Here is a 22829-nt window from a genome sequence, read left to right as displayed (position 1 = left end):
GCAGCTCGTGCCGTCGCGCAGTGCAAGCGGCATCCTGTCCGCGCTGACACGGCGGCTTCCGCCGGTGCGGCTGCGCTCGCTGTCCCGCAGTTTCAATGTGAAGCGTCCCGCTTTACGCCAGAGAAGCTGATGACGGCTGCGCATCCAGCGGGCGAGGCTCGCACAACCAGGCTCAATGCCAGGGATCGTAGGTGCCGAAACTCCAGATGTGCCCTTCCGGATCACGACAGGTGAAGCCCTGGCCGCCGTAGTCCTCGTCCTTGATATCGATGACGATCTGCGCACCGCCGTTTACTGCCGCGCGGTACAGCACCTCGGCATCCCTCACCACCACATAGATGCTCTGGGTGCAGCCGCCGATCTCGTCGGGCAGGCGCATCAGCCGGCCGTACTCGTTGTCGTGCAGCGAACCGAGCATCACCAGCCCGCTGCCGTCGGCCAGCGCCAGCTGCGCGTGAGCGATGCCGCCGTGATCATCGGCAACCACCAGTTGCCGCTGGAAACCAAAGGTGGCGCACAGCCAGTCGATGGCCTGGGGCGCATCGCGATAGCGCAGGCAGGGAATGACGCTGGGGCGGGCAATGGCGGCAGGCGTGGACATGGCGGGCTCCGGGAAAACGAACGCGATGTTCTGAGCATAGTCGCCCGCTTTTCACACCTCAGCGCTGTGCGGCGACCAGCAGCAACATGGGGCGTTCGCGCTCTTCGGCCAGCGCCGGGTCGGCCTGAACCTGTTCGGCGCTGGGGCCCCAGTCCTGGACATGACGCAACCTCAGCCCCGAGCCGATCACGGCGTTGAGGACGCTGCCCAGGGTGCGGTGATACTTGAGTACGCCCTTGGCCAGCCAGTCCGTGCGGCGTTCGCCTTCGTCCTGGTAATGGTCTACGGCCCAGCAGCGAAGGCCATCGGCATCGACGACCCAGCCGGGTTTGAGCGAGGCCATGTAGATCGGGTGCTCGATGGAGAACACCAGGCTGCCGCCGGGGCGCAGCGCATCGTGCACGTTGCGGAAGAAGCGCGGCAGGTCTTCAAGGTAATGCAGGGTCAGGGAGCTGTAGGCGAGGTCGAAGGCCGCGGTGGGCAATTCGAGTTGGTCGAGATCGGCACGCAAGTAGCTCACCTGCGCAGATTCGGTGCTCTGCCGTGCGCGATCGAGCATCTTCTGCGAAACGTCCAGCCCACTCACGGTACGGGCGCCCTGCTGCGCCGCGTAGCGGCAGAACCAGCCATAGCCGCAGCCGAGATCGACCACGTCGAGGCCCTCCAGCGGCGGCAGCAATGTACGCAGTGCGGCCCACTCCGGCGCACCCTCAAGGCCGTGCCGCGAGCGCGGCAACTGGGCGTAGCTGGCGAAGAATCCGGGGTTGTCGTAGATGTTCTGCGCCATGGATCGGCACCTCCTTTCTGACGGACCGAGGGTCGATTGTCAGCGTCGACGACAGGGCCGGCAAGCCGGCAAGGTCCGTGCCCCCAGGATTGAAGCGCAATTTCCTGCAAGACCGCGCCACGGGCCGACAGTAGTTTTCGCAGACCGATACCAGGAGGAAAAAACCGTGACCCAACGCCAACCGATCAACCTGCAGGACAAGCTCGGCCGCATCACTGAAACCTGGCAACCGCGGGTTATCGCCGAGATGAACGATTACCAGCTCAAGGTCGTGAAGCTGCAGGGGGACTTCGTCTGGCACAGCCACGCCGACACCGACGAGACCTTCATCGTGCTCGACGGCGAGCTGCGCATCGACTTTCGCGACGGCCCGCTGACCCTGCGCGCCGGCGAGCTGTACGTGGTGCCCCGCGGCGTGGAGCACAAACCCTACGCCGAGCAAGAGGTGCAGTTGATGCTGATCGAACCGCGCGGCGTACTGAACACCGGCGATGCGGGCGGCGAGCGCACGGCGGAGAATGATCGCTGGATCTGACCGTCGATCGACAGCACCGATGGCCGCCGATCAGCGGCCTCTCGCATTGTGGCTACCACTGCTATGCCTGTCGGAAGAACGCCGCTCCCAGCCGGAGGCTGTCACGCCTGGGATACACAGGCGCGGCCCTGGCGGCGTTGCCGGTTCGGGTCCGCGCCATCGAAGCCCGGAGGCGGGCCGGAGGTGCGACATGCTCTATCTGGTGAACTGGACCATCCCCATCGAGAACCGCGACAAGATCATTCAGCGCTTCCTCAAGACTGGTGGCCTGCCGCCGCCCGGCGTAAAGCTGGTCGGCCGCTGGCACGCCATGGGCCACATGCTCGGCTTCGGCCTGGCCGAAGCCGAGAATCCCCTCGACGTGCAGCGCTGGATGCTGCAGTGGACCGACCTGATGCACCTGCAGGTGCACCCGGCGATGACCGACGCGGAATATGCACCGCTGCTCGCGCAGATGCTGCAGCACACGGCGGACACGCCATCGGTCAGTCCCTGAGTGCGACCTCGGCGGGCTTGGCGCCGAAGCGCTTGCGGTAGTCGCTCGGCGCCATGCCGGTGATCTTGCGGAAGGTGCTGCGGAACGAGCCCGGATCGAGGTAGCCCACCGTATAAGCGATGTGGTCCACCGTACCGTTGGTGAACTCCAGCAGCTCGCGCGCCTTGCCCACCCGCAGGTGCTGGCAGTACTCGGTGGGCTTCAGGCCGGTGGCGGCGCGGAAGCGGCGCAGGAAGGTGCGCTCCTCCAATCCGGCCTGGGCAGCCATGGCGGGGAGGCTGACGTCCACCGCGCCGTTGCCCTGCAGCCAGTGCTGCACCTTGAGGATCGCGGCGTCACCATGCCCCAGCAGCGGCGCGAAGTTGCTGCCGCATTGCTGGGCGCTATCGCTGTGCTCCACCACCAGGAAGCGCGCGGTGCGGTTGGCGATGCTCGGGCCGAGCAGGCGGTCGACAATGCGCAGGCCCAGGTCCGACCACGCCATCAGCCCGGCGGAGGTGATCAGATCGCCGTCGTCCACCATGGGTTTGTGCGCTTCCAGGCGCACGCGCGGAAAGCGTTTGGCGAAAGCCTCGGCGCCACTCCAGTGGGCTGTGGCGCTGCGTCCGTCAAGCAGCCCGGCCTCGGCCACCAGCAAGCCGCCAATGCACACCGAGCCGACGATGGCGCCCGCGCCGTGGCGCGCGGCGAGCCAGTCAGTGAGGTTGCGCAGCGGTGCGGCGTTGGGCAAGCCGAACAACGACGGCGGCACCAGCACGGCGACCAGCCGGCTATCCGCGCCGGGATGAGTGTCGAACACACGTCGCGGCTCGCCGCCGTCCTCACCGGACCAATGACTGACGCGCAGCACCGGCAGCTGCTGCGCGGCTTCATCGCTGGCGATGCGATCGGCAACCGCGAACAGGTCGGTGAGCCCATGCAGCGCCGCCGTCTGCACCCCGGGATAGAGCAGCAACCCGATCTCGACGACGCTCCGTTCCACAGCCATTGTCAGTTTTCCCCCGGTTATTGTCGTTCCGCCTGATCCCCGCGCGGCACGCGGCGAACCATACTGGCTCCACTTCCTCACCACTGAAGAAAGGAACCTGAAATGGCCAAGCAAGCGCTCATCCTAGTGGATATCCAGAACGACTACTTCCCTTCCGGCAAGTGGCCGCTGGTGGGCATCGAAGCCGCCGCCGACCAGGCCGCCAAGGTCCTGGCCGCCTTCCGCGAACGCGGTGACCTGGTGGTGCACGTGCGCCACGAATTCGACAGTGCCGACGCCCCGTTCTTCGCTCCTGGCAGCGACGGCGCGAAGATCCACGGCAAGGTCGCCAATCTGCCCGGCGAGCCAGTGGTGCTCAAGCACTTCGTCAACGCCTTCCGCGACACGGACCTGAAAGCCATCCTCGACCAGCACGGCGTGGAGTCGCTGGTGGTGGTCGGGCACATGAGCCACATGTGCGTCGACGGGGCAGTGCGTGCCGCCGCCGACTTCGGCTACCCGGTGACCGTGCTGCACGACGCCTGCGCCACCCTGGACCTGGAGTTCAACGGCGTGAAGGTTCCGGCCGCCCAGGTACACGCGTCCTATATGGCGTCCCTGGCTTTCGCCTATGCCGACGTCGTGTCCACCGCTGACTACCTGAACTGCTGATCCGCAGGGTTTGCAAAAGGGCCTCCGGGGAGGCCCTTTCTTCAGTCAGATTCGCACCACGACAGCGCCGGAAAATCGGCGGATCAAGACGTGAAAAGTTGCCCAACACGCCGCTGGCTTTCCGCTATTATCGACGCTCGATCGCCCGTCGATAAGGACATCCCATGAGCGTTTCCTCCATCATCATCCTCGCCATCATCGCTGGCGTCATCTTCCTGCTGATCAGCGTGTTCAACCGCCTGGTGGCGCTGCGTAACCGCTACCAGAACGCCTTTGCCCAGATCGAAGTACAGCTCAAGCGCCGCTACGACCTGATCCCCAACCTGGTGGAAACCGCCAAGGCCTACCTCAAGCACGAGCGCGAGACCCTGGAGGCGGTCATCGCCGCGCGCAATGCAGCGGTCGCCGGTCTGAAGGCCGCTTCAGAGCAACCCGGCGACGCCGGCCGCATGGCGCAACTGGCCGCCGCCGAAAACGCCCTGGGCGGTGCCATGGGGCGCCTCAACGTGACCCTGGAAGCCTACCCGGACCTCAAGGCTTCGCAGAACCTGCAGCAGGTCAGCGAGGAGCTGTCGAGTACCGAGAACAAGCTGGCCTTCGCCCGCCAGGCCTACAACGACGCGGTGATGGAGTACAACACCTACCGCCAGTCGTTCCCCGCCAACTTCCTGGCCACCACCTATGGCCACAGCAAGGACGCCAGCCTGCTGGAGTTCGAGGACAGCAAGGACATCCAGTCCGCGCCGAAAGTCGCTTTCTAAAAAACCGGCGCAGGACGCGCGATGAACTTCTTCGAACACCAGGACCGTGCCCGCAGGCAGACCGGGCGCCTGGTCCTGCTGCTCAGCGTGGCGGTGGTCTGCCTGGTCACCATCACCAGCTTCGCCCTGGGCTGGCTCTGGCGTCACCTGGGCGAGCCGGCGCTGCACCTGACCTCCCGCGCCACCCTGCCCGACCCGGAGCTGTACCTGTCGGTGGCCGCGGTGATCGTCGGCGTGGTCGTGCTCGGTGCGCTGTACAAGCAGGTGCAGTTGAGCGCCGGCGGCAAGGTGGTGGCCGAGAGCCTGGGCGGCCGCCTGCTCAACCTGAGCGCCAGCAATGCCGATGAGCGCCGCCTGCTCAATGTCGTCGAGGAGATGGCCCTCGCCTCCGGCTCGCCGGTGCCGCCGGTCTACGTGCTGGAAGACGGCTCGATCAACGCCTTCGCCGCCGGCCTGACCCCGCGCGACGCGGTGATCGGCATCACCCGTGGCGCCATCGAGCAGCTCGAGCGCAACGAATTGCAGGGCGTGATCGCCCATGAATTCAGCCATATCCACCACGGCGACATGCTGCTCAACACGCGGCTGACCGCCCTGCTCCACGGCATGCTCCTGCTCGGCCTGATCGGCGGCATGCTGCTGCGCGGCTGGAGCGAGACCAGCAGCGGCGTGCGCATCAGCAGCCGAAGCAGCAGCAACGACAAGAACGGCGGCGGCAGCGTGGTGCTGCTGGTAATCGGCGCCGGCCTGGTGCTCTATGTTCTGGGCTATGTCGGCACCTTCTTCGGCCAGCTGATCAAGGCTTCGGTGAGCCGTCAGCGCGAATACCTCGCCGACGCCTCGGCGGTGCAGTTCACCCGCGATCCCTCGACCATCGCCGGCGCGCTCAAGAAGATTGGCAGCAACCCGCTGGGCGCCCTGCTCAGCGCGCCGCGCGCGGCCGAATACAGCCACCTGTACTTCGGCGATGGCGTGGGCAGCAGCTGGTTCGACACCCACCCGCCGCTCAAGGACCGTATCCGGCGGGTCGACCCGGGCTGGGACGGTCGCTACCCGAAATTCGAGCCGCGCCTGGACGTGGCGCTGATGAACCAGGAAGCCTGGACCGCCGCCGTCACCGGCCAGCCTTACCAGCCCAGCGCCGTGGACGTGGCCGTCGCCTCCGTGGGTGCGCCGACCGTCGCCCACCTGCAGGAAGCCCGCAGCACGCTGCGGCGCCTGGATGAACGCCTGCAACGCGCCGCCCACGACAGTGAAGGAGCGCAAGCGCTGGTCTACGGCCTGCTGCTGGACAGCGAACCCGGCCAGCGGGCGCGTCAACTGGAAGCGATCAAGCAGCGCCTGAACCTGAGCCTGGCACTGCAACTGGACCTGCTGGAGGAATCGCTGCTGCGGCTCGACCCCGGCCAGCGCTTGCCGCTGCTGGACCTGGCCATGCCGGCGCTCAAGCAACTGGACACCAAGGCCTTCCTTGCCCTGCGCGAGAACATGGCGCTGCTGATCAAGCTGGACGGCAAGGTGAAGCTGCTGGAGTGGACCCTGCTGCGCATCATCGAGCGCAACCTGCGACCGGGCAGCGGGAAGATCGGCAATGTGGCGCTGGCGGAGCTGTCCGAAGCCTGCGCGACGCTGCTGGCCTTCCTCGCCCGAGTGGGAGAAACCAGCGATTTGCAGACCGAGCAGGCGTTCGCCGATGCCTGGAGCGGCCTGCCCTTCGCGCCCCGGTCCCTCCCCGCTGCCGCCAGCCTGCGCGACCTGGAAGCCGCGCTGAAACAGCTGGAACAACTGCGCCCACTGCAGAGGCCGCAACTGCTCAAGGCGCTGGCACGCTGCATCGAGCATGACGGCCACATCACCGCCGGCGAGGCGGAGCTGATGCGCGCAGTGGCGGATATCCTGGATTGCCCGATGCCGCCGTTGCTGGCGAACTGAAACGCCTCCCAACCCAACCCCGCAGCGAACCTTCTCTGCAGCCCTCCCCGGCGAACGCATTCGTAGGATGGGTGGAGCTTGCGATACCCATGCTGCTTCGGTGCACAGGAAGCGATGGGTATCGCTTCGCTCCACGCCATCCTGCGTTGATGCTTCAACCGTATATTCGATGTGGATGCAAACTCCGAATCGCGCCCGCGGGTGTTTCTGCAGATCGGACCCGTCAAATACGTAGTCACCCGCATATCCCCAACGAACCCGTCGCCCTAGGATGGCTGGCATCACTGATGCCGGACTGTCCCCATGCCCCACATCGCCATCGACTACACCACCAACCTCACCGACGATCTGCTCCCGCTGGAGTTGCCCCGCAAACTCCACGAGGCGGCACGAGAATTGGGCGTTTTCCCCCTGAACGGCCTGCGCACCTTCGCCCGCGTCATCGAGCAGCACCACGTTGGCGCCGATACCCGCAACGAAGGCTTCGTCAACATCCAGATCCGCATCGCTCCCGGCCGCCCGGAGGAACTGCGCCAGCGCATCGTCGATACCCTGTTCGCCACCGCCGAGCAGACCCTGGCCGCGCTCATCGACAGACGCCCCGTGGGCCTGCAACTGGAAATCACCGAACTCGACCGCAGCCTGACGCGCATGGCCGGCAGCCTGCCCAGCGCCTGAATTGCCACGAGAAAGAAAAAGGGCCTCCGAAGAGGCCCTTTTTTCATCCACTCAACCGAGCATCAGGCACGGCTGGCAGCAGCGCCCTGCTCGCCTTTCGGCGCGAGGTTCAGCACGTAGTACAGCACCGTCAGCAGCACCAGGAAGGCCGGGCCGATGTACAGCGCGATGCGGGTGTCCTCGAAGAAGGCCATCAGCACAACCACCAGCACCAGGAAGGCCATGGCGAGGTAAGAGCTGAGCGGGTACAGCCACATCCTGAACTGCAGCTTGCCGGCTTCGGCGGCGGAGAGGCCGCGGCGGAATTTCAGCTGGGCCAGCAGGATCATGGCCCAGGTCCAGATCGCCCCGAAGGTGGCAATGGAGGTCACCCAGGTGAACACCTTCTCGGGCACGAGGTAGTTCAGCAGCACGCCCAGCAGCAGCGCGAAGATCGACAGCAGCAGCGCATTGCGCGGCACGCCGCCCCTGGAGGTCCTGGCGAACACGGCCGGGGCCTGGCCGTGCTGGGCGAGGCTGTAGAGCATGCGGCCGGTGCTGAAGATGCCGCCGTTGCAGGACGACAGCGCGGCGGTGATCACCACGAAGTTGATGATGCCGGCAGCGGTCTTGATGCCCATGCGCTCGAAGGTCATCACGAACGGACTGCCCTGGGTGCCGATCTCGTTCCACGGGTAGATGGACATGATCACGAACAGCGCGCCCACATAGAACAGCAGGATGCGCCAGAACACCGAGTTGATCGCACCGGGAATGGTCTTCTGCGGGTTCTTCGCTTCGCCGGCGGTCAGGCCGATCATCTCCACGCCCAGGTAGGCGAACATCACCATCTGCAGTGACATCAGCACGCCGGTGATGCCGTGGGGCATGAAGCCGCCATTGCTCCAGAGGTTGGAGATACCCGTGGCGATGCCGCCGTTGCCGAAACCGAAGAAGATCATGCCGGCGCCTACCAGGATCATGGCGACGATGGTGACGATCTTGATCAGCGCGAACCAGAACTCGAACTCGCCGAAGGCGCGTACGGCGATCAGGTTGATGGTACCCATGCTCGCCAGTGCGGCCAGCGCCCAGATCCAGCGCGGCACATCGGGGAACCAGATGCCCATGTAGATGGCTACCGCGGTGATCTCCGCGACGCAGGTCACCAGCCAGAGGAACCAATAGTTCCAGCCGGTCAGGTAGCCGGCCAGCGGGCCGAGGTAGTCCTGGGCGTAGCGGGCGAAGGAGCCGGCCACGGGATTGTGTACGGCCATCTCGCCGAGGGCGCGCATGATCACCAGGATGGCGAGGCCACCGATGATGTAGGACAGCATGATGGCCGGGCCGGCCATCTGGATGGCCTTGGCGGAGCCGAGGAACAGGCCGACGCCGATGCAGGCGCCCAGGGCCATGAGACGGATGTGCCGCTCGTTGAGATCCCTTTGGAGATCGTGGGACGACATGGTGATGCAACCTCATTTTGTTCTTGGGAGTAATCAGCTGCGGACTCTGAGCGCCGTCAGGGTGCGGAACCACCGGAAAGGCTTCGCCACCGCGCCGGGCGGCACGGAGGGAGAAGTGTCTGGCAGTTCCAGGACGGCACACCGGAAGAGGCTGTCCGCTCTTGTGAAGCGGACGTGGGCATTGCGGGAGGACCACGGCTGAGGTCGCGGGCGAGTGTTACACAAGTCTGTGGGAAACGTCTGCACCACCAAGGTGCAATTTGACCAAAGGAATAGCGGCGTATCGCCACATCTTCGTCACTCGCGAGGGCCGGTTTAGAGCGGTTCAACCTGACAGCGGCTGCAATTCCAGCAACAGCGAGCAGGGCTGGCCGGTGCGCGGATGGCGCGGTTCGCGCAGTTGCCGCAGGCGCCAGCCGCTGGCGGCCAGCAGCGCCAGCCAGGACTCCAGGGTGCGGAAGAACCAGGGCATCGGCGCGCTGAACTCAGCGCCGAAGGCGGCAAAGGTTTCCAGGCGCCAGCCGTCCGCATAGGGCTCGTCGCCACAGGCGGTCCAGGGGTGAAGGGTCTGGATCAGCAGTCGCCCGCCAGGATTGAGCCGCTCGCGCAGTGCGCCCAGCAAGGGCGCGAGGCACTCGTCGAGCAGCGCGAAGTTGCACACCAGGACGTCGAACTGGCCGAGGCTGCTGCCCGACTCGGTCAGCGCCACGTAGTCCATCAACTCGAAACGCCCGCCGCCGGACGCCCGCGCCGAATCGACCAGGGGCGCCGAGGCGTCCACGCCGACGCACTCGCTGCCCCGCGCCGCCAGCGCGCGACACAACCAGCCTTCGCCACAGCCGATATCGAGCACACGCCGCGCCGGGCCCTCGGCGATGGCGCCGAGGATCGCCGCGTCAGTCACCAGCCGCCGGCTCTCGATGCGCTGCTCGCGCACGGCGCGGGTCCAGGCATCGGCGTTGGTTTGCCAGCTCTGGCGGATGTGGGTTTGGTGGTCGGTCATGGAGGGCTCCGTGCGTGGGTGAAGCGATCGCGGATGATTCCGCTCCTACCGGAGTAGCCCTCTGCCGTGCCCAGCACTCTCCCTGACGGGAGAGGGAATCCCTGGCACGGACTTACCAGGAGGAATGGGTGCCTACAGGTATGTCGGGCTACTGCCCCTTCCACCCCTTGGGCACCGCCAACCCCTTGGGCGGCGGCGTCTGCGGCAGCATCTCGCGGCATCCGGCGTCGCGGAACGGCCCACTGACCTTCTGCCAGCCCTCGCCCGGCGACGTCTGCTGGCAGGTATAGGCGCCATCGAGCTTGCTCTGCCAGCGGTAGAACGGCATGGGCGCCGCCTGGGCGCTCAAGGACAGCAGCAGAGCGGTCAGGGGCAAGGCCAGGGACAGATTATGCGAACGCATGGGGAAGGGTTCCTGTCGAAGTCAGTACATTGCACCTGCTGGCCGTCGGCAAATCAATCCGCAAGGCCATGAACGGTGCCGGGCGGCGCGCAGTTTTTTCGCCGCCGACTACGCTGGAAGTTAGGAAAGCCGCGGGGGACAACGGCTTTCGCGGCGCCAGGAAGGTGCCGGCCATCACGTGGGCGGAGTCCGCTTCCTGGGCTGTCGTACGAGCATGGGCGGGGCGTGAAGATGGGCAACTCGAAGCATTCCGGTACGCAAGTGGCAGGTCAACCGGGAAGTCTGGGGCCCGGCCTTTCCCCGCAGAAAGTGCATCATCACCGTTTCCTCATCCTCTTCCTGTTTCTCCTGCCGTTGCTGGCCGCCATGGGTGCGGCGCTGCTCTATGAAGCGCGCACCTCCAAGCTGCAGGCGCGCGAGCTGGCGCGCTACGCGACCGGACTGACCTGGAGCCTGGAACAGGGCAGTACCGGCAACGTGGTTTATCCACAGGGCGGGCCCTTCGACCGCCGCCTGGGTTACCAGCAGCTGCCCAGCTTCCTCGGTCGCCTGCACGAGCGCAATTTCGTCACCCTGAGCCAGGCGCGCTTCTCCGATCCACTCATGCAGTACACCAGTCACGGCCTGTTCCCGCCCTACCCGGAGAAGGCCCAGGCCGGAGTCGACATCGCCGACTGCCGCGGCCTGCCGATCTACAATTTCCGCTACCCGCAGCGGCTCTACGCCAACTTCGAGAGCATCTCGCCGGCCATCGTCAATAGCCTGCTGTTCATCGAGAACCGCGACCTGCTCGACCCCGAGCGCCCCTACCTGAATCCGGCCATCGACTGGAGTCGCTTCACCCAGGCCTCGGTGGCGCAGGTGGGCAAACTGGTCGGCCTGGGCAATCACGCCCCCGGCGGCAGTACCCTGGCCACGCAGATCGAGAAGTACCGCCATTCCGAGGATGGCCGCACCAACTCGATCACCGACAAGCTGCGGCAGATGGCTTCGGCCAGCGTACGCACCTACCAGAACGGACCGGAAAACCTGGCCGCGCGGCGCAACGTCGCCCTCACCTACCTCAATTCGGTGCCGCTCTCGGCGCAGCCGGGCTACGGCGAAGTCAGCGGTCTGCCGGACGGCCTTTGGATCTGGTACGGCGCCGACTACCAGCAGGTCAACAAGCTGCTCAACGCTGCGCCGGGCTCCGGCGCGGAACTCGCTGCACAGGGCAAAGCCCTGCGCCAGGTGGTGTCGCTGATGATCGCCCACCGTCGACCGTCCTGGTACCTGGCGCGCGGCCGCGACCAGCTCGCCGTGCTGACCGACAGCTACCTGCGCCTGCTGGCACAGAACAAGGTGATCGCCCCCGAGCTGCGCGACGCCGCGCTCAAGCAGAAACTGGTGTTCCGCGACCCGCGCAGCGAGCCGAGCTTCACCCCGCTGGAGAACAACAAGGGCATCGGCCTGGCCCGCACCCGCCTGGCCGGCATGCTCGACGTGCCGCTGTACGATCTCGACCGCTTCGACATGAGCTTCACCACTACCCTGCAGCATGAGTTGCAGGAGCAGGTCACCGCTTACCTGCGGCATCTGTCCGACCCGGAATTCGCCGAGCAGATCGGCCTGTTCGGCGAGCACCTGCTGTCCAAGGACAAGACCCGGGACGTGCGCTACAGCTTCACCCTGTTCGAGCGCACTCCCAGCGGCAACCGTGTGCGCGTGCAGACCGACAGCACCGAGCAGCCCTTCGACATCAACGAGGGCAGCAAGCTGGAGCTGGGCTCCACCGCCAAGCTGCGGGTGCTCGCCACCTACCTGGAAACCATCGCCGACCTGCACCAGCAGTACGCGCCGCTGTCCGTCGCGGAACTGAAGAAGGTGTCGGTGGAACCGCTGGACTTCCTCACCCGCTGGTCCATCGACTACCTGATCACCGCCAAGGACCGCAACCTGCCGGACATGCTCGCCGCCGCCCTGCAGCGCAAGTACTCCGCCAGTCCGTACGAGAGCTTCTTTACCGGCGGCGGCATCCACACCTTCAGCAACTTCCGCAAGGAAGACAACGGGCGAATCCCGACCCTGCAAGACGCCCTGCGCGAGTCGATCAACCTGCCCTTCGTACGCCTGCTGCGCGACCTGGTGCGCCACGACATCTATGCCAATGAGGGCAGCAAGATGACCGTGCTGGCCGATGACAAGGACCCGCGCCGGCAGGACTACCTCGACCGCTTCGTCGACAAGGAAAGCCAGGTCTACCTGCTGCGGTTCTGGCAGAAGTACAAGGGCAAGGACAACGACGCGCGCCTGACCACCTTCCTCGACGGCCTGCGTGCCTGGCCGGTACGGCTGGCGGCGATCCACCGCTACCTGCAGCCGCAGGCGGATGTCCCGACCTTCGCCGCCTTCCTGCAGGACCGCCTGAAGCAGGGCCATTACGCCGGCGACAAGCTCACCGACAAGCGCATCGAGGACCTCTACACCCGCTACGGGCCGGGCGCCTTCAACCTCAACGACCAGGGTTACGTCGCCCGCGTGCACCCGCTGGAGCTATGGCTGCTGGGCTACCTGCAACGTCAGCCGGCGGCGACCTTCGCCGACGCCGTGGCTGCCAGTAGCGCCGAGCGAAAGGAAGTCTATGGCTGGCTGTTCAAGTCGCGGCACAAGTACGCCCGCGACAAGCGCATCCGCATCATGCTGGAAGTGGAAGCCTTCCTCGACCTGCACGAACAGTGGAAGCGCCTGGGCTACCCGTTCGATCATCTGGTGCCGTCGCTGGCCACCGCGCTGGGCAGCTCCGGCGACCGCCCGGCGGCGCTGGCGGAACTGATGGGCATCATCCTCAACGACGGTGTACGCATGCCCACCCTGCGCATCGACAGCCTGCACTTCGCCGCCGCCACGCCCTACGAAGTCACCCTCGGCCCGGAATCCAACAAGGGCCGGCAGGTGATGCGCTCGGAAGTCGCCCAGGCCCTGCGCACCGCGCTGTCGCAAGTGGTGGACGCAGGCACCGCGCGGCGCCTGTCCGGCACCTTCAAACTGGCCAACGGCAACGCCCTGGTGATGGGCGGCAAGACGGGCACCGGCGACAACCGTATCGAGAGCGTCACCCGCAGCGGCTGGGTGAAGAGCTCCAAGGCGATGAACCGCACGGCGACCTTCGTCTTCTACATCGGCCCGCGCCACTTCGGCACGCTCACCGCCTATGTCGCCGGCAGCGAGTCGGACGGCTTCAAGTTCACCTCGGCGCTGCCGGTGCAGGTGCTCAAGGGCATGGCGCCGACGCTGTCGAGCTACCTGGAGCCGGGCATCAGCACCGGCTGCCAGGAGCGGCTGGATAACCTGCGGGTGAGCTGGCGCTGAGCGCCAACGGCGACAGGGAGCGTAGGAGCGGACTTCCCACCCTCAACGCTTCTGGACAGTCTTCACGTACAGCGCCTCGACCTGCTCCCGCGCCCACGGCGTGCGGCGCAGGAAGGTCAGGCTGGACTTGATGCTCGGGTCGTTCTTGAAGCAGCGCACGTCGATGCGCTTGGCCAGCCCGTCCCAGCCGTACTGCGCCACCAGCTGGTTGAGGATGGCTTCCAGGGTCACGCCGTGCAGCGGGTTCTTCGGTTTGTCGTTCATCTTCGGTGCCGTGTTGGAGAATGGGCGGCACCTTAGCATCAGGCCCGCAACCCGGCCACGCCGGCCACGATCAGCGCCACCGAGGCCAGCTTGGTCAGCGTCAGCGCCTCGCCCAGCAGCAGGAAGCCGAAGAACACAGTGCCCAGCGTGCCGATGGCCGTCCAGACCGGGTAGGCGATGCTCACCGGCAACTGGCGCATCGCCAGGGTAAGGAAGAAGATCCCGCCGATCACGGCGAGCACCGTCACCACGGTCGGCAAGGGCCGGGTGAAGCCTTCGGCGTACTTCATCGACACCGCGAACATCACCTCGAACACCGCCGCCACCATCAGCATGGTCCAGGCCATCACGCACGCGCCCACTCGCTCTCGGCGAGATCGGCCAGGGCCTTTTCGGCCTGTTGATAAGACGCGCGGAAAGCTTCGGGATTGCCCTCCTCGCCCTCGGCCGCGATCACCTGTACATCCTCGATGCCGAGGAAACCCAAGGCCACGCGCAGCCAGGCATCCGCGTGGTTCATCCACTCCAGCGCGCCGCCCGGCCCCATGCCGGCACCACCCCGGCTGGTAATGATCAGTGCCTTGCGGCCCGTGAGCAGCGGTTCGTATTCGGCTTCGCCGTCCTTGACGTGCAGGTCGAAAGTGCGGCCGAGACGGACAATCTGGTCGACCCAGGCCTTCAGCCCGCTGGGCACGCTGAAGTTGTACATGGGCGTGGAGATCACCAGCAGATCGTGGGCGAGCAATTCGTCTACCAGTTCCTCGCTCAGCGCCAGCTCGGCCTGCAAAGCAGCCGGACGATTGTCCGGCTCCGGATGGAAGGCGGCGGCGATGAAACCTTCGCTGACATGGGGCAGATCGGCGCGACCCACTTCCCGGCGGGTAATCGATGCTTGCGGCAGCGCGGCGAGAAAGCCCTCGGCCAGGCGGCGGGAATGCGAGCGGTCGGCACGGGGACTGGCGTGAATGGAAAGAATCCTGCTCATCTGTAATTCCTTGCTCAAGATGTACACTGCGGAGGCCATGACTGGCCTCCAGTTGCTGCCTAAGCTATTTACGGGTTGTCGACCGGACAACTGAGGGGATCTCCTTCCAGATGAATCCAGCTCACCCATGGAGCGCTGTATGTTCGCCAACCTGCCGCTACCCGCCCTGCGCACTTTCGAGTCCGCTGCGCGCCAGCTGAGCTTCAAGGCCGCCGCCCAGGAACTGGCAGTGACACCCACGGCGGTGTCCCACCAGGTCCGCGCGCTGGAGCAATGGCTGGGCCTGCCGCTGTTCGAGCGCCTGCCGCGCCAGGTGCGCCTGACCGAGGCCGGCGAGCGACTGTTCCGCAGCCTGCATGGCGCGCTGCTGGAGGTGTCGCAGTCGGTGGACAGCCTGCGCCCGCAGCGCAGCGCCAGCAGCCTGACGATCTCCACCACGCCGGCCTTCGCCGCACTGTGGCTGGTGCCGCGCCTGGGCCGCTTCTACGCGCGCCATCCGCACATCCGCCTGCGCCTGGACAGCCAGTGCGAGCTGCTCGACCTGCAGCAGGACGCCAGCGTCGACCTGGCGATCCGCTACGGCTTCGGCGACTACCCGCGCATGCACAGCCAGTTCCTGCTGGCGGAGCGCTTCGCCGTCTATGGCGCGCCGGCGCTGGTGGCTACCGCCGATGTGGAAGTGCCGGAGATGATCAGCGTGCGCTGGCACAACTCCGAGCTCTACGAGCGCGGCTGGAAGGCCTGGTGCCAGGTGGCCGGCGAGGAGTGCCTGCTTGCCCAGGCGGTGCAGCGCGAGTACGACGAGGAGTTCTACGCCCTGCAGGCGGCCATCGCCGGCCAGGGGCTGGTGCTGGCCAGCTCGCTGCTGGTGTCCGAGAGCGTGGAGAAGGGCCTGCTGGTACCCTACCGCCCGGAGATCAACGTGCCCGGCGCCCGCTATACCGCGCTCTGCGTACCGGGCCGCGAGCGCCACCCACCGGTGCGCGCCTTCCTCGACTGGCTGGGCGAGGAAGCGGCGCAAGCCCCAGACCCGTTGATCGGCAACGCCGCCTGAGCCTGCCGCTGCACCCGCGCAGGTGCCGCTTCGCCGTGCGCGATGGGCTGGCCGTGGGTAGAATCAAGCCTGCCGCAACAACAATTCTTCTTTGCCCGCGACACGCCCGCGCGTGATCCCAGGGCACGGCCTGAGCCCCACTTCACCTCAGGATTCCCATGACCACCGCGCAAGAAACCCACTCCGGCAGTTGGCTGAACGTCATCGCCCTCGCCATCGCCGCCTTCATATTCAACACCACCGAGTTCGTCCCGGTGGGCCTGCTCAGCGACATCGGCGCGAGCTTCGACATGCGTCCGGAACAGACCGGGCTGATGCTCACGCTCTATGCCTGGGTCGTGTCGCTGGCCTCGCTGCCGCTGATGCAACTGACCCGCAACATGGAGCGCCGCCGCCTGCTGGTGGTGATCTTCTGCCTGTTCATCGTCAGCCACGTGCTCTCCGGCTTCGCCTGGAACTTCACGGCACTGATGATCAGCCGCTTCGGCATCGCCTTCGCCCACGCCGTGTTCTGGTCGATCACCGCGTCGCTCGCGGTGCGCGTGGCACCGCCGGGCCAGCAGGCGAAAGCCCTCGGATTGCTGGCCACCGGAACCATCCTGGCGATGGTTCTCGGCATCCCGCTTGGGCGCATGCTCGGCGAGGCGCTGGGTTGGCGCACGACCTTCCTCACCATCGCCGGCGTCTCGGTGGTGGTGGTGCTCTGGCTGGCCCGCGCGCTGCCGCTGCTGCCGAGCCAGAATTCCGGGTCGCTGCGCAGCCTGCCGATGCTGCTGCGCCGTCCGGCGCTGGTGTCGATGTACGTGCTCACCGTGCTGGTGATCACCGCGCAATTCACCGCCTACAGCTACATCGAACCGTTCGCCCGCGAGGTCGCTGCGCTCGATAGCCAGAAGACCACCCTGCTCCTGCTGCTGTTCGGCGGCGCCGGAATGTTCGGCTCGATCCTCTTCAGCCGCTACAGCGAGCGCGCCCCCCGCGCCTTCCCGTGCATCGCCATCGCCGTGCTCGGCGGCTCGCTCCTCCTGCTGATGCCACTGGCCCACTCTTCCACTGCACTCTTGGGCCTGAGCCTGTTCTGGGGCGCGGCGATCCTCTGCTTCGGCCTGGCGCTGCAGGCCAAGGTACTGCAGCTCGCCCATGACGCGACTGACGTGGCCATGGCGATGTTCTCCGGCCTGTACAACGTCGGCATCGGCGGCGGCGCGCTGCTGGGCAGCCGCGTGGCAGTGGGCATGGGGCTGGAATGGATCGGCTACGTCGGCGGCGCGCTGGCGGTGGTCGGCCTGCTGCTGTGCCTGTTCGCCTGCTGGCGCTATGCGGCAGCGCTGAGCGGCAGCACCTCGCGCTGATCGCCCCGCGCCGGATTTGCCCACGCACAGGTCAGCACGGAGCCATGATCTGCAGGAGCGCGCTTCCGCGCCACCCCACCCGGCACCCCGGCATCAAGAGGTTCGCGAGCAAGCTCGCTCCTATAAAAAAACAGAAAGAAAAAGGCCGCGCCCCTTTCGGGAACGTGGCCTTTTTCATTCAGCTGAGGATCAGCGGCTGGTCGCGGCAGTGCCGGCCGGCTGAGTGGCCTCGGCGTATTCCGCCTCGGCTTCCTCGAAACGCTGGATCATCGCCTTCGACGGTGCCGAACCGATCAGGCTGAACACCACGATGGAGATGCTGGAGAGGATGAAGCCCGGAATGATCTCGTACAGGCCGAGCCAGCCGAACTGCTTCCAGACGATCACGGTGACCGCGCCAACGATGATGCCGGCCAGCGCGCCGTTGCGGGTCATGCCCTTCCACAGCACGGAGAACAGCACCAGCGGGCCGAAGGCGGCGCCGAAGCCGGCCCAGGCGTAGGACACCAGGCCCAGTACGCGGTTTTCCGGATTGGCAGCCAGGGCGATGGCGATCAGCGCCACCAGCAGCACCATGGCGCGGCCGACCCACACCAGCTCGAGCTGGCTGGCGTTCTTGCGCAGGAAGGCTTTGTAGAAGTCTTCGGTCAGGGCCGAGGAGCACACCAGCAGCTGGCAGCTCAGGGTGCTCATCACCGCCGCGAGGATGGCAGACAGCAGCACGCCGGCAACCCACGGGTTGAACAGGATCTTCGCCAATTCGATGAAGATGCGCTCATGGTTCTCGCCCACGGCGCCAGCCTGTTCCGGGTGCGCCTGGAAGTAGGCGATGCCGAAGAAGCCGACGGCCACGGCGCCGCCCAGGCAGAGGATCATCCAGGCCATGGAGATGCGGCGGGCAGCCGGGATCGACTTCACCGAATCGGCGGCCATGAAGCGCGCCAGGATGTGCGGCTGGCCGAAGTAACCCAGGCCCCAGGCCATCAGCGACAGCACGCCGACGAAGGAAGCGCCCTTGAACATGTCGAAGTTGGCCGCGTCCTTCAGCTCGATGGCGGCGAAGGCCGGATCGATACCGCCGGTAGCGAGCAACACGAAGATCGGGGTGAGGATCAGCGCGAAGATCATCAGCGAGGCCTGCACGGTGTCGGTCCAGCTCACCGCCAGGAAGCCGCCGACGAAGGTGTAGGCGATGGTCGCGGCGGCACCGGCCCACAGGGCGGTCTCGTAGGACATGCCGAAGGTGCTTTCGAACAGGCGGGCGCCGGCGACGATGCCGGAGGCGCAGTAGATGGTGAAGAACACCAGGATCACCAGCGCGGAGATGACGCGCAGGACGCGGCTGTTGTCCTCGAAGCGGGTGCTGAAGTAGTCCGGCAGCGTCAGCGCGTTGCCATTGTGCTCGGTGTGCACACGCAGGCGGCCGGCGACGAACAGCCAGTTCAGGTAGGCACCGCAGATCAGGCCGATGGCGATCCAGCTTTCCGAGATGCCCGACAGGTAGATGGCGCCCGGCAGGCCCATCAGCAGCCAGCCGCTCATGTCCGAAGCACCGGCCGACAGCGCGGTGACGAAGCTGCCGAGGCTGCGGCCACCGAGGATGTAGTCGGAGAAGTTGTTGGTCGAACGGTAGGCGGCCAGGCCGATCAGAACCATGGCTGCGATGTAGATCACGAAGGTGATCAGTGTTGGCGTGTTGACGCTCATGGGGACTCCCCTACAGCTTGTTTTTATCCGGGCTCGCGGGGTGTCGCGGACCCTTGACTGGCAGCCGGCGTGGTTGACGCCGACCGGTTAGCGCTTGCTCACAGGCAAACCGGGGTGCGCGTGGCGCCAAACCGGCACCGAACCGCTACGCATCCCGACGCAGGCACGCCCCCGTCCTTGCTGGCGTCTTCCTGCGGCCACCGTCTCACCACGGTGGCCTCCGTCCCGCCTTCGCCGGTAAGCGATGTGCGAGGCGATTTCCGGGCGGAGCCCGGTCATCCATCAAGCGCCGATGTGGGCGCCCTGCTCTCGGCAAATGCCTGCCAGCCGCACGATACGGGGCTGGCAACGGCGTTCGTCGCGAGTGATTGAAACTGTGCTGATGCGCGCATAAAGGTGCGGCAGGGGCAGGCCGGCGCGCGAGGGCGCGGATTGTACAGAAAGCGACGGGGCGAATGGCGCCGCTGGTCCGAGGGCGGACGGCGCAAGGGCACGGGCGGGCGCTGCGGGCCGGGCCGTGGCGGGGGTGGCGCGGCCAGGTGCAGGCGCGCCACGAGCGTAGACAGAACCGGTGATGGGCATGCTGCCCCTCCCGCGTATCGAGCTGGCTGTTGTTCTTGGTCTGACCGGGTTGCACCTTGGAACACCAGCAACGCGGTGGGCGGACTCTATGGGTTGCACCCTGCGAATTTCTTGCTGAAAGCTCTGGAGTTCTTGCAAAAGACTCCGGCACCCGCAGGTCGACAATTGACCATTCGATCAGCAATCGGCGGTGCACAGACTAACGAACTCAGCAGCGGCGCAGGTTGCCCGGCGTCAGCCCCAGGTAGCGGCGCATCGCCGTGTTCAGCGCGCTCTGGCTGGAGAACCCGCATTCCCCGGCGACGCCGACCAACGGCAGGTCGGATTCCCGGAGCAGGCGTGCGGCGCGGTCGAGACGCTGGCGCAGCAGGTACTGGTGTGGCGTGAGGCCAACGCGGTCCTTGAACTGCGCATGGAAGTGGCTGGGGCTCAGGCAGGCGACCTGCGCCAGTTCGGCCACGGTAATGCGCCGGGACAGGTGAGCGGCGATATAGCCGTCCAGCCGCTCCAGGTCCAGCGGCCCGTTGCGCGGCGCGCGATCCTCGCCAAACAGCCGCAGGTGCAGTGCCCGCAGCAGCACGCCGCCCAGGGCGCGGGCCAGCAGCGGGTCATCACCGTAGCGGGCGATCTCGGCGCCGGCGTAGCTGAGCAGGTTCTGGAAGTCCGCATCCAGGGTCGGGTAGCGCGGCGCCTCGAACAGCCGCGCCAGCAGTTCGCGGTCCTGCTCGCCAGTGCCGGCCTCGTCGAGATCGACGATCAGCATGCGGTTGTCGCCCAACCCGGCGAACTCGTGCCCGACATCCCCCGGCACCAGGCACGCGCGCATGCGGCAGACCTCGCCGCCCGCGCCGTCGATCTCGAACTCCGCACGGCCGCTCAGAGACATCACCAACTGGTGGTGGTCATGGGCATGCTGGTCGGTCTGGTCGGACAGCCTGACGAGGCGGGTATCGAACATGGGCATTGGCTGATCAAATTTTGAGCATGATACGAAATTTCCGTCAGCCTGCCCAGCCAGGAGGTGCAACCTGGCGCAACTCCGCTTGAGCTCACGCAAAATCATCTAAGGCCAAAAATCTTGCTAACGAATAGGCATGTTATGTTATAACAAATAATATCTCTTCCTTTTCCCTTCCCCGCCGCCTGGCGCATCCCTGATCACGAGGGAGGGGTTCGCTTTGCCAAGAAAAACCAGGAGTTCGTCATGCCCCCATCCCTCTTCCGCCCACGCTGGCGTCTAGCGCCGCTGGGCCTGGCCCTGTGCGCCGGCGCGCCCTCGCTGGCCGATGCCGCCCCCACCGAACTGGAGCCCCAGGTAATCACCGCCAACCCGCTGGGAGACGCCTCACCAGCAGCCCCCAGCAGCGTGTTGTCGGGCGACGAGCTGACCCTGCGGCAGAAAGGCAGCCTGGGTGAAACCCTCAATGGCACGCCTGGCGTCTCCTCCACCTGGTTCGGCCCCGGCGCCAGCCGCCCGGTGATACGCGGCATGGACGGCGATCGCATCCGCATCCTGCGCAATGGCGTGGGCGCGCTGGACGCATCGTCGCTGTCCTACGACCACGCCGTCCCGGAAGACCCCAACGTGGTCGAGCGCATCGAAGTGGTCCGCGGTCCGGCCGCCCTGCTCTATGGCGGCAACTCCATCGGTGGCGTGGTCAACAGCTTCGACAACCGCATCCCCAGCGAACCGGTGGACGGCATCCACGGCCAGGGCGAGTTGCGCTACGGCGGCTCGGACACCACCCGCAGCGCCGCCGGCGCGCTGGAAGCCGGCGACGGCACCTTCGCCCTGCACCTGGACGCCGGCTCCCGCGAATTCAACGACCTGCGCATCCCCGGCTATGCCCACTCGTCACGCCAGCGCCAGACCGATGGCGACGACTCCAGGCACCGCGTGAACAACAGCGACGGCCGCCAGGACAGTGGCGCCATCGGCGGCAGCTACCACTGGGACCATGGCTATGCCGGCCTCTCCTACAGCGGCTACGACAGCAACTACGGCTCGCCCGCCGAAGACGACGTGCGGCTGAAGATGCAGCAGGATCGCTACGCCTTCGCCTCGGAAATCCGCGACCTCGACGGCCCCTTCAGCTCGGTGAAGCTGGACGCCGCCTACACCGAGTACCAGCACAAGGAGATCGAGGACGGCGAAACCGGAACCACCTTCAAGAACGACGGCTACGAGGCACGCATCGAGGCCCGGCACAAACCCATCGGGCCACTGGACGGCGTGGTCGGCGCGCAGATCGCCAACAGCCGCTTCTCCGCGCTCGGCGAAGAAGCCTTCGTGCCGCATACCGAGACCGACAGCGCCGCACTGTTCTTCCTCGAGAACTGGCAGGCCACCGAACGCCTGGCGCTGAACCTGGGCGGCCGCGCCGAGCACACGCGCATCGAGCCCAACGCCAAGGACAACGAGCGCTTCGCCGAGAATGACGGTTCGCGCAGCTTCACCGCGGGCAGCCTGTCCACGGGCGCGGTGTACAAGCTGACCTCGATCTGGTCGCTGGCCGGCACCCTGGCCTACACCGAGCGGGCACCGACCTTCTACGAGCTGTATGCCAACGGCGCCCACGCCGCTACCGGCACCTATGAAGTGGGCGATGCCGACGCAAGCAAGGAAAAAGCCGTCTCCACCGACCTCGCCCTGCGCTTCGACAACGGCCGCCACAAGGGCAGCGTCGGTGTGTTCTACAGCCGCTTCTCCAACTACATCGGCCTGCTGGCCAGCGGGCGCTATCGCGACGAGGAAGGCGCGGTCGTCGATGCTGGCGACGACGAGGCGCTGCCCGAGTACCTCTACAGCGGCGTGAAGGCGGACTTCTACGGCGTCGAGGCGCAGGACCGCATTCACCTTCTGGACAGCCCCTACGGCCGCTTCGGCCTGGAACTCTCCGGCGACTACACCCGCGCCAAGAACAAGGACACCGGCGAAGCCCTGCCGCGCATCGCCCCGCTGCGCCTGAACAGTGCAATTCTCTGGGAACTGCAGCAGTGGCAGGCCCGGGTCGACGTGGAATACGCCGCCGACCAGAACCGCGTCCCGGAAAACGAACTGCGCACCGACGGCTATACCACTCTCGGCGCCAGCGTGGGCTACCGCTTCGACCTGGGCGACAGCCGCTGGCTGGCCTTCGTCAAGGGCGAGAACCTGACCAACCAGACCGTGCGCTACGCCAGCTCGATCCTCCGCGACAGCGTGCCGGCCGGCGGACGCGGCATTCAGGCGGGGGTGAAAGTGGCTTTCTAAGCAG

The 22829-nt window shown here is 66.4% G+C and carries 21 protein-coding genes; 10 read left to right on the top strand and 11 right to left on the bottom strand.

Annotation, left to right across the window (positions count from 1 at the left end):
- Nucleotides 1-172 precede the first annotated feature (172 nt).
- Together MJ122_RS22410 and MJ122_RS22405 are read right to left on the bottom strand one after the other, a co-directional pair.
- Nucleotides 173-601 carry a VOC family protein gene (locus MJ122_RS22410; protein WP_088417782.1) on the bottom strand — a complete coding sequence of 143 codons (429 nt, stop codon included), beginning with the start codon at nucleotides 599-601 and terminating at the stop codon, nucleotides 173-175.
- Nucleotides 602-659: 58 nt separating this feature from the next.
- Nucleotides 660-1388: a class I SAM-dependent methyltransferase gene (locus MJ122_RS22405; protein WP_239746073.1), complete on the bottom strand. Its 729-nt coding sequence runs from the start codon at nucleotides 1386-1388 to the stop codon at nucleotides 660-662.
- Nucleotides 1389-1554: 166 nt separating this feature from the next.
- Between MJ122_RS22405 and MJ122_RS22400 the strand changes: the two genes are divergently transcribed.
- Complete coding sequence (locus MJ122_RS22400; RefSeq protein ID WP_088417780.1) at nucleotides 1555-1923, top strand: cupin domain-containing protein; 369 nt, start codon at nucleotides 1555-1557, stop codon at nucleotides 1921-1923.
- Between the two features lie 190 nt (nucleotides 1924-2113).
- Complete coding sequence (locus MJ122_RS22395; protein ID WP_088417779.1) at nucleotides 2114-2419, top strand: DUF3303 family protein; 306 nt, start codon at nucleotides 2114-2116, stop codon at nucleotides 2417-2419.
- On the opposite strand, the gene MJ122_RS22390 is transcribed toward MJ122_RS22395, so the two are convergent.
- On the bottom strand, nucleotides 2409-3407 hold the full coding sequence (locus MJ122_RS22390) for a GlxA family transcriptional regulator (RefSeq protein WP_239746072.1): 999 nt from the start codon (nucleotides 3405-3407) through the stop codon (nucleotides 2409-2411). The two genes, MJ122_RS22395 and MJ122_RS22390, sit on opposite strands and share 11 nt — an antisense overlap.
- Before the next feature lie 102 nt (nucleotides 3408-3509).
- Here MJ122_RS22390 and MJ122_RS22385 point away from each other — a divergent pair, with 102 nt between their 5' ends.
- The 4 genes from MJ122_RS22385 to MJ122_RS22370 all read left to right on the top strand — a co-directional run bounded on the left by MJ122_RS22385 (nucleotide 3510) and on the right by MJ122_RS22370 (nucleotide 7429).
- Nucleotides 3510-4058 carry a cysteine hydrolase family protein gene (locus MJ122_RS22385; RefSeq protein WP_239746071.1) on the top strand — a complete coding sequence of 183 codons (549 nt, stop codon included), beginning with the start codon at nucleotides 3510-3512 and terminating at the stop codon, nucleotides 4056-4058.
- 164 nt (nucleotides 4059-4222) lie between these two features.
- Nucleotides 4223-4819, top strand: a complete 597-nt coding sequence (locus tag MJ122_RS22380; protein WP_239746070.1) for a LemA family protein — start codon at nucleotides 4223-4225, stop codon at nucleotides 4817-4819.
- A 21-nt stretch (nucleotides 4820-4840) separates the two neighbouring features.
- Entirely contained in the window at nucleotides 4841-6751 is a 1911-nt protein-coding gene (locus MJ122_RS22375; protein WP_239746069.1) for a M48 family metallopeptidase, read from the top strand.
- Nucleotides 6752-7054: 303 nt separating this feature from the next.
- A complete protein-coding gene (locus MJ122_RS22370; protein WP_239746068.1) occupies nucleotides 7055-7429 on the top strand; it encodes a 5-carboxymethyl-2-hydroxymuconate Delta-isomerase in 375 nt (124 codons plus the stop codon).
- Between the two features lie 62 nt (nucleotides 7430-7491).
- Here the strand turns inward: MJ122_RS22370 and MJ122_RS22365 are convergent, their stop codons facing one another.
- From MJ122_RS22365 to MJ122_RS22355, 3 genes are all read right to left on the bottom strand, one after another.
- A complete protein-coding gene (locus MJ122_RS22365) occupies nucleotides 7492-8874 on the bottom strand; it encodes an amino acid permease (protein ID WP_088417773.1) in 1383 nt (460 codons plus the stop codon).
- 325 nt (nucleotides 8875-9199) lie between these two features.
- The gene (locus tag MJ122_RS22360; RefSeq protein WP_239746067.1) at nucleotides 9200-9877 is read right to left on the bottom strand and encodes a class I SAM-dependent methyltransferase; all 678 of its coding nucleotides are present in this window, start codon (nucleotides 9875-9877) and stop codon (nucleotides 9200-9202) included.
- Nucleotides 9878-10025: 148 nt separating this feature from the next.
- Nucleotides 10026-10280: a hypothetical protein gene (locus MJ122_RS22355; protein WP_088417771.1), complete on the bottom strand. Its 255-nt coding sequence runs from the start codon at nucleotides 10278-10280 to the stop codon at nucleotides 10026-10028.
- A 330-nt stretch (nucleotides 10281-10610) separates the two neighbouring features.
- Between MJ122_RS22355 and MJ122_RS22350 the strand changes: the two genes are divergently transcribed.
- Nucleotides 10611-13628 (top strand): transglycosylase domain-containing protein, encoded by a 3018-nt coding sequence (locus tag MJ122_RS22350; RefSeq protein WP_239746229.1) that lies wholly within the window; start codon nucleotides 10611-10613, stop codon nucleotides 13626-13628.
- A gap of 42 nt (nucleotides 13629-13670) precedes the next feature.
- Here the strand turns inward: MJ122_RS22350 and MJ122_RS22345 are convergent, their stop codons facing one another.
- From MJ122_RS22345 to MJ122_RS22335, 3 genes are read right to left on the bottom strand one after another with little or no spacing between them, the layout of a single operon-like run.
- Nucleotides 13671-13892 carry a VF530 family protein gene (locus MJ122_RS22345; RefSeq protein WP_239746066.1) on the bottom strand — a complete coding sequence of 74 codons (222 nt, stop codon included), beginning with the start codon at nucleotides 13890-13892 and terminating at the stop codon, nucleotides 13671-13673.
- 38 nt (nucleotides 13893-13930) lie between these two features.
- Nucleotides 13931-14239 (bottom strand): multidrug efflux SMR transporter, encoded by a 309-nt coding sequence (locus tag MJ122_RS22340; protein WP_088417768.1) that lies wholly within the window; start codon nucleotides 14237-14239, stop codon nucleotides 13931-13933.
- Entirely contained in the window at nucleotides 14239-14877 is a 639-nt protein-coding gene (locus tag MJ122_RS22335) for an NAD(P)H-dependent oxidoreductase (protein ID WP_239746065.1), read from the bottom strand. Before MJ122_RS22335 ends, MJ122_RS22340 begins: the two co-directional genes overlap by 1 nt.
- Nucleotides 14878-15016: 139 nt before the next feature.
- On the opposite strand from MJ122_RS22335, the gene MJ122_RS22330 reads away from it, so the two are divergent.
- Nucleotides 15017-15931, top strand: coding sequence for a LysR substrate-binding domain-containing protein (locus MJ122_RS22330; RefSeq protein WP_088417767.1), 915 nt, complete (start codon nucleotides 15017-15019; stop codon nucleotides 15929-15931).
- Between the two features lie 158 nt (nucleotides 15932-16089).
- Entirely contained in the window at nucleotides 16090-17283 is a 1194-nt protein-coding gene (locus MJ122_RS22325; protein WP_239746064.1) for a sugar transporter, read from the top strand.
- 189 nt (nucleotides 17284-17472) lie between these two features.
- Here the strand turns inward: MJ122_RS22325 and putP are convergent, their stop codons facing one another.
- Both putP and MJ122_RS22315 read right to left on the bottom strand, forming a co-directional pair.
- On the bottom strand, nucleotides 17473-18990 hold the full coding sequence (putP, locus tag MJ122_RS22320; protein ID WP_088417765.1) for a sodium/proline symporter PutP: 1518 nt from the start codon (nucleotides 18988-18990) through the stop codon (nucleotides 17473-17475).
- Nucleotides 18991-19780: 790 nt separating this feature from the next.
- A complete protein-coding gene (locus MJ122_RS22315) occupies nucleotides 19781-20530 on the bottom strand; it encodes an AraC family transcriptional regulator (protein WP_239746063.1) in 750 nt (249 codons plus the stop codon).
- Between the two features lie 246 nt (nucleotides 20531-20776).
- Here MJ122_RS22315 and MJ122_RS22310 point away from each other — a divergent pair, with 246 nt between their 5' ends.
- Nucleotides 20777-22825 carry a TonB-dependent receptor gene (locus MJ122_RS22310; RefSeq protein WP_239746062.1) on the top strand — a complete coding sequence of 683 codons (2049 nt, stop codon included), beginning with the start codon at nucleotides 20777-20779 and terminating at the stop codon, nucleotides 22823-22825.
- Nucleotides 22826-22829 lie beyond the last annotated feature (4 nt).

The organism is Pseudomonas sp. DP-17, from assembly GCF_022380625.1.
Lineage (GTDB): Bacteria > Pseudomonadota > Gammaproteobacteria > Pseudomonadales > Pseudomonadaceae > Pseudomonas > Pseudomonas nitroreducens_A.
The sequence above is the reverse complement of the archived record's forward strand: the minus strand, read 5'-3'. Positions and strand labels throughout refer to the sequence as shown.

Excerpts from the sequence above, each read along its gene's own strand:
- MJ122_RS22310 (WP_239746062.1), top strand. The coding sequence starts at position 20,777 with ATGCCCCCATCCCTCTTCCGCCCACGCTGGCGTCTAGCGCCGCTGGGC.
- MJ122_RS22395 (WP_088417779.1), top strand. The coding sequence starts at position 2,114 with ATGCTCTATCTGGTGAACTGGACCATCCCCATCGAGAACCGCGACAAG.
- MJ122_RS22410 (WP_088417782.1), bottom strand. The coding sequence starts at position 601 with ATGTCCACGCCTGCCGCCATTGCCCGCCCCAGCGTCATTCCCTGCCTG.
- MJ122_RS22330 (WP_088417767.1), top strand. The coding sequence starts at position 15,017 with ATGTTCGCCAACCTGCCGCTACCCGCCCTGCGCACTTTCGAGTCCGCT.
- MJ122_RS22345 (WP_239746066.1), bottom strand. The coding sequence starts at position 13,892 with ATGAACGACAAACCGAAGAACCCGCTGCACGGCGTGACCCTGGAAGCC.
- MJ122_RS22325 (WP_239746064.1), top strand. The coding sequence starts at position 16,090 with ATGACCACCGCGCAAGAAACCCACTCCGGCAGTTGGCTGAACGTCATC.
- MJ122_RS22370 (WP_239746068.1), top strand. The coding sequence starts at position 7,055 with ATGCCCCACATCGCCATCGACTACACCACCAACCTCACCGACGATCTG.
- MJ122_RS22390 (WP_239746072.1), bottom strand. The coding sequence starts at position 3,407 with ATGGCTGTGGAACGGAGCGTCGTCGAGATCGGGTTGCTGCTCTATCCC.
- MJ122_RS22355 (WP_088417771.1), bottom strand. The coding sequence starts at position 10,280 with ATGCGTTCGCATAATCTGTCCCTGGCCTTGCCCCTGACCGCTCTGCTG.
- putP (WP_088417765.1), bottom strand. The coding sequence starts at position 18,990 with ATGAGCGTCAACACGCCAACACTGATCACCTTCGTGATCTACATCGCA.
- MJ122_RS22335 (WP_239746065.1), bottom strand. The coding sequence starts at position 14,877 with ATGAGCAGGATTCTTTCCATTCACGCCAGTCCCCGTGCCGACCGCTCG.
- MJ122_RS22385 (WP_239746071.1), top strand. The coding sequence starts at position 3,510 with ATGGCCAAGCAAGCGCTCATCCTAGTGGATATCCAGAACGACTACTTC.
- MJ122_RS22405 (WP_239746073.1), bottom strand. The coding sequence starts at position 1,388 with ATGGCGCAGAACATCTACGACAACCCCGGATTCTTCGCCAGCTACGCC.
- MJ122_RS22365 (WP_088417773.1), bottom strand. The coding sequence starts at position 8,874 with ATGTCGTCCCACGATCTCCAAAGGGATCTCAACGAGCGGCACATCCGT.
- MJ122_RS22375 (WP_239746069.1), top strand. The coding sequence starts at position 4,841 with ATGAACTTCTTCGAACACCAGGACCGTGCCCGCAGGCAGACCGGGCGC.
- MJ122_RS22340 (WP_088417768.1), bottom strand. The coding sequence starts at position 14,239 with ATGGCCTGGACCATGCTGATGGTGGCGGCGGTGTTCGAGGTGATGTTC.
- MJ122_RS22315 (WP_239746063.1), bottom strand. The coding sequence starts at position 20,530 with ATGTTCGATACCCGCCTCGTCAGGCTGTCCGACCAGACCGACCAGCAT.
- MJ122_RS22360 (WP_239746067.1), bottom strand. The coding sequence starts at position 9,877 with ATGACCGACCACCAAACCCACATCCGCCAGAGCTGGCAAACCAACGCC.
- MJ122_RS22380 (WP_239746070.1), top strand. The coding sequence starts at position 4,223 with ATGAGCGTTTCCTCCATCATCATCCTCGCCATCATCGCTGGCGTCATC.